Genomic DNA, 13,105 nt, shown 5'->3' on the forward strand with positions numbered 1-13,105 from the left:
TTAATGGTCGCTCTCCAGTTGCGCGATAAGCTGTTCCAGCGGCTTGATTGCCGCCGGGTAGTTGAATGCCCGTAATTGCTGTACCAGCAGCGTGATGGTTTCTGGATGGCTGGAGTTATCGATCTCCCGCTCGAGAGTATCGACAGTAACGCTCTCAACAAGGTCGTGCTGACTTATCTGCTCCCGCAATTGCCGCAATATCGGTAACAGATCGATAATGGCGTGATTGGCAGATGCTCTGTTTAGCTGGGCGTTTTTCGCCGCCAATTGCTCAGAGAGGATGCTGATACGTTTGATAACCCGGTCCAGCTCGGTCTCCAGTTCCTGGTAGTTGGCTATCAGCTGATCGGTTTCACCCCCGGCAAGGGCGGACTCCATGGCGGCGCAGCGATGGTAAAGCCCCATCGTGGCCATATTGCCGGCGACACCCTTGAGCCGGTGCAGGGACTGAGCAAGACACTGCCAATCCTGGCTTTCCAGGGAGTGTCTGATCTGCATCAGGTCGGACTGGAAGCTATCTTCAGCCTGTAACAATAAACGGAGTACACGCGCATGATCACCCTCAAAACGACCCAGTAGCGTTGCCAGATCAATAGCCGGGAGGGTGTGTGGCTGCGGTTGTACACTTGTATCCGCGATCTCGGTGTTTTCGCCGGTGAGTTGCAGGGACTGGCTCAGTGCCTTGATCAGATCGTCCCGATTTATCGGCTTGGTCAGGTATAAATCCATACCGGCTGCTAGACACTGCTCACGGTCGCCGGTCATGGCGTTGGCGGTCATGGCAATGACCGGTATGGATTTTAATAGTGGATGTTTGCGTATTCTGCGTGTGGTTTCAAAACCGTCCATGACCGGCATTTGAATATCCATCATGACGGCATCAAACTCCTCAATACCCAATTCCTCAAGTATTTTCAGTGCATCTTTTCCATTGTCTGCCAGGGAGACCGAGACGCCCAGCTGATTCAGCAGCTCGGTAACCACCTGTTGGTTCAATGCCGTATCCTCGGCAAGCAGTATGTGCATGCCGGCCAGTTGATCAATCTCCTCCAGTTGTGATGAACGGCGTTTTAAGTGTTTGTGCGGCAGGTCGGGGTTGAGCATCTTCAGCAGTGTCGCTTCCAGCTTGTCCTGGGTCAGTGGCTTTTGTATTACATTATCGAGTAACCCATTACGCTCATCCTCGAAGCTGTATAGCAGCAGGATTTGGCATTTGTTGGTTGTTGGGCAGGTATTGAGGGTTTTTTTCAATGTGGTGTCTGAATCACCGATAGCGGAAGTGTCGACAATCAGAATATCGGGTGCGGCCCGTGAATCTGATTCTATGAGGGCGTCTTCAAAATGCTCCATGCTATTGAAGTGATGAGTGGTGCAGCCAAAATCCTCGAGATATCTAAGGACAGTTTGGTTAATAAAGGGATCGTCGGAGAGCAGGGTAACGGATTTTCCCACTAATGCCGACGGGCTTGTCTCCGGGGTGTCAGGGGATTGTTCCAGTCGTTCGAAAGATGCATAGAAGCTAAAGCAGCTGCCGCCGCCCGGTTGTGATGTGACGCTGATTTCACCACCCATTTTTCTCACCAGACGCTGACAGATACTGAGTCCCAGTCCACTGCCGCCGAAGCGGCGGGTGGTTGAGGCATCCGCCTGGGTAAAGGGGCGAAACAGTCGCTCCACCTGATCCGGCGGAATTCCCGGTCCGGTATCCTCGACTGCAAATGCCAATATCAGTTGGTTCTGATCACGGTTTTGAATATTAACACGCAACATTACATGTCCCTGTCGCGTGAATTTTACCGCATTGTTGATCAGGTTGGTCAGTACCTGTTTGAGCCGCAGGCTGTCTCCAATAATCTGATCATCAATATCGGGTGAAATGTCATACGCCAACTTCAAGCGCTTTTGCGCCACCGCCGGAATCATCAGGTCGGCAATCTCCTCCAGTACCTGATTCAGATTGAAGGGGCTGTGTTCGAATTTCAATTCTCCCGCTTCAATTTTCGAGAAATCCAGGATGTCATTAATAATGACCAGCAGTGAATTGGCCGCCGCGCTGATGGTGTTGAGGTAGAGCTGTTGTTTCTGGGTAAGCGGGGTCGACTGCAGCAATTGACACATGCCAAGTACACCATTCATCGGTGTACGGATTTCGTGTGACATATTGGCGAGAAATTCACTCTTTGCCTGATTGGCAGCCTCCGCCAGCTCTTTTGAGTGACGCAGGTCGTGGGTCTGACGGTCGACGCGCTGCTCCAGGTTTGAGATGAGGTCGTTCAGCGTGTTGGCCATGCTGTTGATGCCGGACTGAACCTGACCCAGCTCGTTGTTCGCGGGATTGGCAATGCGGGTGTCCAGTCGACCCTTTTCGATCAGCTTCAAGGCCTCCAGTGTTTGCTGGATCTGTTTATAGAAGCGTTCATAGAAGATCAGGAAAAGCAGGCTGACGCTGACCAGCGGGATCAATGTCAGCAGCAGGGCGAGGAGGGCGAAGAAATTGCGCTGCATAAACATTTCGGCCTGAGTGATGGTCAGGATCAATGTCCAGTCCCATGCCGATTTGGCAAATACCGCAAACATGGAGTCGCCGCCGGAGTGGTAGCTTAAACTGCCTGTTCCCTGGTCCGACAGGGACTCGGTAATCAGGTCGAAAGCAGGTGGTGCGTGTCTATTGGCGAGCGACATCAACAACACATTGCCTTCGCCATCCAGGATGGTCAGGCCGCCAGTTTCACCAAACCTGTAGCGCTTCAGTTTGGAAATCAGGTGCTCTTTTTCGGCCTTGAGATAGTCCTCCTGCGAAAGTATGCCGGTGGGTTTAAGTCGGATTACGCTCTCCCTGATGGTGTTGTTAATGTTTGCCACTTCTCGTGTGAAGCTGTCTTCATACAGATGGAAAACAATCCGGTTGATAATCCAGTAGCCGCCGGTGGCGACTGGTAGCATGAGCATAATGACCATGCTGAGAGTGAACAGGATGAACTTCAACTTGATACTCATACAATACGCAGGGTCCTGGTGTGGTGCATGGATCAATAAAGGACGGTGGACAGTTCCAGACGTGCGACAGCTTGGTTAATTGTATAGTTGATTGTTAAACGTATTGCCGTGAATAGCGTCATACTAGACGCTTTCCGGATTTGTCTGGAAACTTGTTTCATTGCTGAATATTTTGCCCCTGACGCAGTTTCGTCCGGCGTTTTTTGCGGCATAGAGCATTTTGTCCGCCAGCTGCACAAGGGTGCGCGGAGTGCTCCGGGAATTGGGTGTGTTCGTGGTCACCCCGAGGCTGATGCTGATATAAGGGTGGGTACTGATGCCACGGGCATGGGGAATCAACAATTTGGCGACCTGGACGCGCATCTTTTCAGCCAGGTTCAGCGCCACGCTGTGTTCGGTTTCGGGCAGGACCGCGATGAACTCCTCTCCGCCGTACCGGAAGATGCTGTCGGCGGGTCGTTTCAGCGGTATCGGCAGCGCCTGGGCGACCCGGCTCAGGCAGCGGTCTCCCGCCAGATGGCCGTAGTGATCATTAAACTGTTTGAAGTGATCGATATCGAGAATGATGATCGATATCGGTTCTTGCGACCGACGACAGCGGGCCCACTCACGCTTCAGTATCTGCTCAAAACGTCGGCGATTCGGCAAATTGGTCAGGGCATCGATCAGCGCCAGTTTTTCCAATAGATCGCTGTTGTGCTTCAGTTGAATATGCGTTCTTACACGTGCTCTTACGATGGGTGTCCGGAAGGGCTTGGTGATGTAGTCGACAGCACCCAGTTCGAGTCCGCGCGTCTCGTCTTCTATCTCATTTTTGGTGGTGATGAAAATAATGGGTATTTTACGCGTCCCATCGCTGGCCTTCAGGTGGCGGCAAACCTCGTATCCATCCATGTTCGGCATGACAATATCCAGCAGTATCAGATCAGGCTGCTGATTACGCGCCGCCTCTATACCGGATTCACCACTATTGGCCACCTTGATATGGTATTCCGACTTAAGCACCTGTGCCAGGTACTCGATATTGATCGGACTGTCGTCAATAATCAGAACGGTCTTTTCCTTACGTACTTCTGTCTGCATATCGGGTGGCAACCTTTGGATTAAGATGATTGATATTCCATTCCCCCCATCTCACAGAATAGTAAAAATATGTGGCGGCAGAAAGGAATAGGAAAAATAGGAAATAATCTATCGATTAAGCGATATGCCGGGATTACGGCTACAGGCTGATTGAGGATTTGGGGCGAAAAGTGGTTACGATCCCCGGTTTAATGGCCGGGCAGGCTGTGCTCATTTGTCATCAGGCGTGGAACCCAAGTGGAAAGCCGGTGTCTTTTCATGGGAGGAGGAAGGGCCTAGAATGACCTGTTTAGCGCCGTGTGCCATGCTGCCTGGACGGCGGGTGTGTATACACGGACCGTTACAATCCGTTGTAGCGTCACAAATACAATAATATCTATCTGTTGAGTATGATAATGCGCAAGCTATTGCCGCTGCTTTTGTTGGCCCTGTTTATTGGCATCACTCAGTTGATCTCCCACTTCAAACCGGTTGCGGCAGTACGCGATACGCCTCCCACCCCCGTTATCACCGTAGAGACCCAGCAATTGACGCCTCGGGACTATACCGTGGTAGTCAACTCCTTCGGCCGGGTACAACCGCGCACCGAGGGCGAACTGGTGGCCCAGGTATCCGGACAGATTATCGATGTCAGTCCCAACTTTCGTGATGGAGGTTTTTTTGAGGCGGGGGAGACCCTGATCACCATCGATCCCCGCGATTACAAGATTCAGGTGGATATCGCCGCGGCGGAGCTGGCCAATGCCAAGGTGAATCTTGAGGAGCAGCAGGCACTGGCAGATCAGGCCAGAAAGGATCGGGAGATCCTCAACAAAAAGGGGTTGGCATCGGACTACGCCTTGCGCAAACCGCAACTCGCAGCGGCCCGCTCACAGATCGACGCAGCCCAGGCAAAACTGGCCCAGGCCAGACTGGCGGTTGAAAGAACCGAGATCAAGGCGCCCTACGCCGGGCGGATTCTTTCCCGCAACGTGGATCGTGGCGTGGTGGTATCGACAAACCAGGCGTTGGCAAGAATCTACGCTACCGACCGGGTGGAGGTGCGGCTGCCACTGAAAAACAGTGAACTCGGTTATGTGGAGTTGCCGGAAAATTATCGCAATGCAGGTTCCGACCAGAGTCATCTGCCCTCGGTGACTATTATTAACAATCTGGGTACTACCCCGGAGCGGTGGCCTGCCACCCTGGTACGCACCGCCGGCGCCATCGACGAGCAGAGTCAGCAGCTCTATGTGACCGCACAGATTGAAAATCCCTATGTGGAGAACAAGGATGGACGGCGGCCATTGAAGATTGGTCAGTATGTCACCGCGCAGATTGAGGGGCGCACCCTGCCGAATGCCATCGTCATTCCAAACTCGGCCATTTATCAGGGCAGCTATGTCTATCTGTTTGATCAAGGGCTGTTGCAGCGCACGGAGATAGAGGTGGCCTGGCAGAACAGCCGTGAGTCGCTCATCAACATGGGTCTCAAGCCTGGAAATCAGCTGGTACTGACCCCTCTTGGGCAGGTCAGCAGCGGCACACCGGTAAAAAACATGGCAGGCGGCAAACCGGATAGCGCCAAGCGGACTGCCGAGCAGGGTAATAAATCCAACAGGCGGTCATCCGATGCCGCTACAGTTAACTAGGTTTCGCCCATGATCGCCTGGTTTGCACGTAACCATGTGGCCGCCAATCTGCTGATGGTGAGTCTGCTGATTTTGGGGCTGTCGTCGCTTTATTTTCGCATCCCGCTCGAAGTGTTTCCGACCCTGGAGGCGCAGCAGGTCAATGTGGAGATCAGCCTGCCCGGCGCCACCCCGGAGGATGCGGAGCAGGGTATAGCCATCCTGGTCGAGGAGGCGGTACAGGATCTGGAAGGGATCAAGGAGATCACCAGTCGTTCGTCCGAGGGTACTGCCAGCGTCGGTCTGGAGATTGACAACGGTTATGATCCCCGGGAGATGCTGGCCGATATCAAGAGCCGCGTCGACTCCATCAACAACCTGCCGGTCGATGCGGAGAAGCCGGTGGTCAGCCTGGCAACCTGGCGACGGGAGGTGATTACCGTCGCGATAGCGGGCCACTATCCGGAGCGGGAGATCCGCGGATTGACCGAACAGGTACGTGATGATCTGTTGCGTATCCCCGGCATCACCCAGGTAGAGCTGGATTCGGTGCGCGCCTATGAAATCGCGATTGAGATGTCCGAGGATAGTTTGCGCCAGTATGGCATCAGCCTGCGTGAGGTGGCGCAGGCGATTTCCAACAGTGCGCTGGATCTTTCAGCGGGGAATATCAAGGCCGATGCCGGAGAGATCCTGATCCGTTCCAAGGGGCAGGCCTACCGCCGCGATCAGTTTGACAGCATCATTGTGCTGACCCATCCGGACGGCAGTATTGTCCGGGTGAAGGACCTGGCCCGGGTCAACGACGGGTTCGAGGAGTCGCCGCTGCGCAGCCGCTTCAACGGCAAGATGGCCGGCTTTGTGGATGTGTTCCGGGTGGGGGATCAGAGCGCCATTGACGTGGCGGACAAGGTGAAGGCCTATGTGGCGGAGCGTCAGGCCTCACTGCCACAGGGGGTTGAGATGACCACCTGGCGGGACCGTTCCCGCATTGTGAAGAAGCGCCTGCAGACCCTGACCAACAATGCCATTCAGGGTGGTGTCCTGGTGCTGCTGCTGTTGACCCTGTTCCTGCGGCCATCCATCGCCTTCTGGGTGTTTATCGGCGTGCCCGTCAGCTTCATGGGGGCGTTCGTCGCCATGCCCTTTTTTGATGTCAGCCTGAATGTGTTCAGTCTGTTCGCCTTTCTGCTGGTGCTGGGTATCGTGGTGGACGATGCCATCGTCACCGGTGAGAACGTCTACACCCACCTGCGGCATGCCGAGAATGGACTGGAAGCGGCGATACGGGGTACCAGGGAGGTTGCCGTGCCGGTCACCTTCGGTATTCTCACCACCATCGCCGCGTTTCTGCCGCTGGCCTTTATCGAGGGGCGCCGGGGCCTGCTGTTTGCCCAGATCCCCATCGTGGTGATTCCGATCTTCCTGTTCTCGTTGATCGAGTCCAAGTTTGTCCTGCCGGCTCACCTCAAACATATCAAGCTGCGCTCGGAACGCCATCAACCCGGATTGCTGGAACGATTCCAGCAGGGCTTTGCCGATGGTTTTGAGCGGGCAATCCTGCGCTATTACCGGCCAGTGTTGAAAACGGCGTTGGATCACCGGTGGAGCACCCTGGTGCTGTTCTGCGGTATTCTGCTGATCATGGTAACCCTGGCGACCACCGGCTGGACCCGGTTTACCTTCTGGCCACGGGTACAGAGTGAGCTGGCGCGCGCTTCCCTGACTATGCCCACCGGCACGCCCTTTGAAGTGACCGATCGCTACATCCGCAAGATTACCGATGCCGCCTTTAGCCTGAAACAGAAGTACCGGGATGACGAGGGGGTCGATCTGGTGCTGGATATTCAATCCACCACCGGCTCCAGTGGAGCGCGGGGTTCCGGCTCCCATACCGGACTGGTGATGTTTGAGATCGTGGCGCCGGAAGATCGTATATCCCAGGTCACCAGTATCGAACTGGTGCGGGAGTGGCGCAAGATGATTGGGGTGATCCCCGGTGCCGAGAGTCTCACCTTCCGGGCCGAGATAGGCCGTATCTCCGACCCGATCGAGATCCAGTTCTCCGGTGTCAATTTTGCCACGCTCTCGGAAGTGGCGGACAAGGCGAAGGAGCGCCTGGCGCTCTACCCGGCGGTGTTCGATATCAGCGATACCCTGTCGGATGGCAAGCAGGAGTTGCAGATCGAACTGAAGGATGAGGCGCATGCTCTCGGGCTGACCCGTTCGGATGTGCTCAACCAGATCCGCAATGCCTTCTACGGGTTTCAGGTGCAGAGGATACAGCGTGGTCGGGAAGATATCCGGGTAATGGTGCGTTACCCCGAATCCGAGCGCAAATCGGTAGCCAATCTGGAGGATCTGCGCATCACCAGCGCCAACGGGCTGAGCGTACCGCTGGGCCAGGTGGTGACACTCAAGCCGGGAAAGAGTCCCACTTCCATTATCCGCATTAACCGCTACCGCACTGTCAAGGTGGCTGCCGACATCAATAAGGCGACGGCCAACATGACCGTACTGCAGGGCGAGCTGAGCGACTTCCTTGACAATCTGCTGTTGCAGTATCCGGGCGTCAGTTACAGCTTCGAGGGCGAGATGAGGGAGCAGCAGGAGTCGTTCGGCTCCATGGGTATAGGGCTGGGGATTATGCTGTTTGTTATTTACGGCCTGTTGGCGATCCCCTTCAAATCCTATCTGCAGCCTTTGGTCGTTATGTCGATTATTCCGTTCGGCGCCATCGGCGCACTGGGCGGGCACTGGATCATGGGCATGGACCTCACCATGCTCAGCCTGCTGGGAATGATGGCCCTGGTGGGCGTGGTGGTGAACGACAGTCTGGTGCTGGTGGACTTCATCAATAACCACAAGCAATCCAGCAATCTACAGGAGGCCATTATGAATGCCGGCGTGGCACGTTTCCGGCCGGTCATGCTCACCTCCCTGACCACTTTCATGGGACTGATGCCACTGCTGTTTGAACAGTCCACCCAGGCGCAGTTCCTGATCCCGATGGCGGTTTCGCTCGGCTTTGGCATCCTGTTTGCCACCTTTATCACGCTAATACTGGTGCCGGTGAACTATCTGTTGATGGAGCGGGGCATAGCCGGCTGGAAGCGGTTGATGGAGCGATGAGGATACTGCATACCGCCGACTGGCATATCGGTCGTCAGTTGCACAATCTTTCCCTGCTGGAAGACCAGCGCCATGTACTGCAGCAGATTACCGAACTGATCGAGGCGCGTCGGGTGGATGTGGTGCTGGTGGCCGGTGATATCTACGACCGTTCGGTGCCGCCGGCCGCCGCCGTGGCACTGCTGGATGAGGTACTGAACCACATCTGCCTGGAACTGGCGGTGCCGGTGATCATGATCGCCGGCAATCACGACGGACCGGAGCGGCTGGCGTTCGGCGCACGGCACCTGACCAGGGCTGGACTGCACATCGTTGGCCATCTGACGGCCGAGCCGGAACCGATCCTGCTCGGTCCACCGGGCGATGAAGTGGCCTTCTACGCCATTCCCTATGCCGATCCGCCCAGTGTTCGGCAACTGTTCGATAGTGAGGTCTCCAGCCATGACGAGGCGATGGCCTTTCTCACCCGCCAGATCCTGGAACATAACGCAGGGCGCTCCCCCTGTGTGTTGCTGAGTCACTGCTTCCTGGCCGGTGGCGAGGTCTCTGAATCTGAACGGCCGCTCTCTATCGGCGGTGCCGAGTGGGTCTCTCCTGGCCATTTTCAGCCCTTCGACTATGTCGCCCTGGGCCATCTGCATGGCCGCCAGTTCCGGGGGGCTGAGCATATCCGCTACGCCGGCTCGATCCTTAAATACTCCTTCTCCGAGGCCCGGCACCACAAGTCGGTGACCCTGGTGGAGTTGGACGGGTCCGGTGTCTGCCAGATCGAGCAGGTGGATCTCAATCCGCTGCACGATATGCGCATCCTGGAGGGCGAACTGGAACAACTGCTGGCACAGGGTCGGAATGATCCGCAGCGCGATGACTATCTGCTGGTGCGCCTGACCGACAGTCATGCCATCCTCGACATCATGGGCAAGCTGCGGGCGGTCTATCCCAACGTGCTGCACCTGGAGCGGCCGGGGCTGATGGCGAGTGGTGAACAGCACACCCTGCAGCGGGATCAGTTGAAGCGCGGTGAACTGGCCATGTTCCAGGACTTCTACCGGCAGGTTCGGGGAGACTCGCTGACACCGGAACAGCAGGCCCTGATTACCGATCTGCTGGAGCAGATACACCGGGAAGAGGGAGAGGGCTGAGATGCGGCCCCTGAGTCTCACCATGTGTGCCTTCGGGCCTTTTCAGGCATCCGAAACCATCCCGTTTGAACGGCTGGGTGAACACCCCCTGTTCCTGATCAATGGTCCCACCGGTTCGGGTAAGACCACCATCCTCGATGCCATCTGCTTCGCCCTCTATGGCCGCACCACCGGTGATGAGCGGGAGGGGAGCCAGATGCGCTGTGATTATGCCGCTGACGACACCCTGACCGAGGTGATCTTCAGTTTTGAGCTGGCCGGGCGGGACTATCGTATCCGCCGGGTGCCGGAACAGCAGCGGCCCAAGGCGCGGGGCGAAGGGACCACCACCCAGTCAACCGAGGCCCAGCTCTGGGCCATTGACCCGGATGGTAGCGAGCGCCTGCTGGTCCCCAGCAAGGTGAGCGAGGCGACCCGGGAGATTGAACAGCTTACCGGTCTCAGCGTGGAGCAGTTTCGCCAGGTAATGGTGTTGCCCCAGGGAAAGTTCCGGGAGCTGCTGCTGGCGGAGTCGAGACAGCGGGAGGAGATCTTCAGCCAACTGTTCCAGACCCGGACCTACCGACAACTGGAGGAGCGGTTGAAGGCACAGTCGGCCGGAATCCGGCGTGAGGTGGAAAAGGGGCGACAGATCCAGCAGGGCATCCTGCAGGGGATCGGTCTTGAGACAGCGGCACAGTTGGATGAGGCGCTGCAGGCACTGCAACCGGAGCTGGAACAGGCCCAGGCGCGGCAACGGGTGGCGGAGAGTCAACATGCAGAGGCCGTGCAGGCGCTACAGCAAGCGCGGCATCTTCAAGACGGGTTTGCGCGGCTGGTAAAACTGCAACAGCAGCAGGCCGGACTCGAACTGCGGCAGGATGAGATCAAGCTGATGCAGCAGCGACTGCAGCGGGCAGAACAGGCCGGGCGACTCGAACCGCTGTTCGATCGCTGGTCGACAGCCCGTGAGGCAGTGCAGGAAGCGCGACAAAAACAGCAGCAGGCGGGGCAGGCCCAGGAGAAGGCCCGACAGGCGCTGACAGACGCGGAAGCGGTGCTGAAACAGAGCGAGGCACTGAGTGAAACCCTGGATCAGCAGAAGCGGCAGTTGGCTACCCTGCAGGGGTATCAACAGCGTGCTGTCCGGTTGGTCCATGCGGTTAAACAGCTGAAAACGGCGGAAGCGGCCGAGCAGGAAGTTCTGGCTGCACAGCAGAAGGTACAGGCTGAACTGCGACAGATTCTCCAGCAACGGGAGCAGTTCCAGCATGAGCTGAGTCAGCAGCAGGCGCAGCTCAACCAGTTGCACGATGCCCCGTTGCGGCTCAAGCAGATCAGCGATCAGCTCAGGGACAAAACCACCCTGGATAGCTGGCTCCAACAGCGTGAGCGACAGCGGCAGGCGCTGGATCAGGCCGGGCAGGCGGGCAAGCGGTTGGCGGCGGAGCTCCAGGACCAGGCCGATGCCTGCAAGCGCGTCGAACTGGCCTGGCACCAGGGGCAGGCGGCCCTGCTGGCCCGGGAGCTGCAGGTGGATCAACCCTGCCCGGTCTGTGGCAGCCGGGAGCATCCGGCGCCGGCCGGGTTCGCCGGCGATCTGCCGGGCCAGTCAACCCTGGAGCAGGCACGTCAGGCGGTGCAGGCGGCTCAGGAGCGGCTGAATGTGGCGCGTGATGACTACACCCGAAAAAAGAGTGAAATCGCGAGCCTGGATGACCGTATCGGCGAGCTGACACAGCAGCTGGGCGAAGTGAAGGATGCGTCGCTGCAGGAGCTTCAGCAGCAACAGCAGGCACTCCAGCAGGCTGTGGAGAAACAGGCGTCCATTCGACAAAATTTGCAGTCACTGGATACCCGGGATGGTGAGCAGAAACTGAATGAGGAGAAACGACGCAACCATCTGGAGCAACTCAATGCCCAGGTAATGGCGCAGCGTTCCGCGGCGGCCGCTGCCAGTAGTGAGCTGAAGAGTGCCGAGCAGGAGTTACCCGCCGATTATCGCGAGCCGGGCGTACTTGACCGAGCGATCCGCGAAACCGGCATGGAAGTAGAGCGGCTGGATCGAGCCATCGGTAGTGCCCGTTCCGGGTACCACCAAGCCAGCAGCACCCATGCCTCCGCCAAGGCCACCTGCCAGTCGGCGGAAGAGTCCCGCATGGCGGCGCAGGCGGCCGCACAACAGGCCGAGAGGCAATGGAGTGAAGCCCTGAAGATCAGCCCCATTGCCGATGAGGCGGGATTTCTCGAGGCCTTGCTCAGCGAAGACGAATGGTCCCGGCTGCAGCAGACGGTGCGCGACTATGAACAGATGGTCCAACAAACCAGTGGGGCGCTGCAACAGCAACAGGTTGCCCTGGAGGGTCATGCGGCACCGGACATTCCAGGCCTGGAGCGGCAATTGGCTTCAGTGACCGAAACCAGGGCAGCCGCCGACCAGGTGTGGCGTCAACTGGATAAACGGCAGGGCCAGTTACAGGATGCCAGGGAAACACTGCAGCAGAGCGAACGCCAGTGCGTGGAGTTGGAGCAGCAGTACGCCCTGATCGGTACCCTCAGCGATGTGGCCAATGGCCAGACCGGCGACAAGGTCAGCCTGCAGCGCTTCGTGCTCAGCGTGTTGCTGGACGATGTGCTGGTGGAGGCGAGTCGACGTCTGCAATTGATGAGCAAAGGACGCTACCAATTGTTGCGCAAGAGTGAGAGGGCCAAGGGCAACCGGGCATCGGGCCTGGAACTGGAGGTGGAGGATGCCTACACCGGCAAGTGCCGTCCGGTGGCCACCCTCTCCGGTGGTGAGAGCTTTCTGGCCGCGCTCTCCCTGGCGCTGGGCCTCTCCGATGTGGTGCAGGCCTACTCCGGCGGTATCCGGCTCGACACCCTGTTCATTGACGAGGGATTTGGTTCACTTGATCCCGAATCCCTGGATCTGGCGATCCGCGCCCTGATTGATCTGCAGTCATCCGGACGCATGATCGGCGTTATCTCCCATGTGGCCGAACTGAAGGAGCAGATGCCGCTGCGCCTGGATATCGACAGCAGCCGGGAGGGGAGCCGGATAAAGCTGGTCACACTCTGAATGCTTCCGTACCCAACTACCCGAAGAACTGATCTACAATGGTAAAACCAGTCGGGTCTAGCCTGACTGGTTTTGTGCTGAGT

6 protein-coding genes are annotated in these 13,105 nt (G+C 57.4%); 4 read left to right on the plus strand and 2 right to left on the minus strand.

The genetic code is table 11. The features are described 5' to 3' along the window. The gene (locus tag ACHZBF_RS03445; protein WP_321527691.1) at nucleotides 1-2,997 is read right to left on the minus strand and encodes an ATP-binding protein; all 2,997 of its coding nucleotides are present in this window, start codon (nucleotides 2,995-2,997) and stop codon (nucleotides 1-3) included. A 123-nt stretch (nucleotides 2,998-3,120) separates the two neighbouring features. After that, nucleotides 3,121-4,080, minus strand: coding sequence for a diguanylate cyclase (locus ACHZBF_RS03450; protein WP_037374828.1), 960 nt, complete (start codon nucleotides 4,078-4,080; stop codon nucleotides 3,121-3,123). 395 nt (nucleotides 4,081-4,475) lie between these two features. Between ACHZBF_RS03450 and ACHZBF_RS03455 the strand changes: the two genes are divergently transcribed. From ACHZBF_RS03455 to ACHZBF_RS03470, 4 genes are read left to right on the plus strand one after another with little or no spacing between them, the layout of a single operon-like run. After that, nucleotides 4,476-5,711 (plus strand): efflux RND transporter periplasmic adaptor subunit, encoded by a 1,236-nt coding sequence (locus tag ACHZBF_RS03455; protein ID WP_321527692.1) that lies wholly within the window; start codon nucleotides 4,476-4,478, stop codon nucleotides 5,709-5,711. Between the two features lie 9 nt (nucleotides 5,712-5,720). Continuing rightward, on the plus strand, nucleotides 5,721-8,822 hold the full coding sequence (locus ACHZBF_RS03460; RefSeq protein WP_321527693.1) for an efflux RND transporter permease subunit: 3,102 nt from the start codon (nucleotides 5,721-5,723) through the stop codon (nucleotides 8,820-8,822). Next, a complete protein-coding gene (locus ACHZBF_RS03465; protein WP_321527694.1) occupies nucleotides 8,819-9,964 on the plus strand; it encodes an exonuclease SbcCD subunit D in 1,146 nt (381 codons plus the stop codon). The genes ACHZBF_RS03460 and ACHZBF_RS03465 overlap by 4 nt, the downstream gene beginning before the upstream one ends. A gap of 1 nt (nucleotide 9,965) precedes the next feature. Further along, on the plus strand, nucleotides 9,966-13,022 hold the full coding sequence (locus tag ACHZBF_RS03470) for an SMC family ATPase (protein WP_321527695.1): 3,057 nt from the start codon (nucleotides 9,966-9,968) through the stop codon (nucleotides 13,020-13,022). The last annotated feature ends 83 nt before the right edge of the window (nucleotides 13,023-13,105 follow it).

Source organism: Sedimenticola selenatireducens, assembly GCF_963675335.2.
GTDB classification, from domain to species: domain Bacteria; phylum Pseudomonadota; class Gammaproteobacteria; order Chromatiales; family Chromatiaceae; genus Sedimenticola; species Sedimenticola selenatireducens.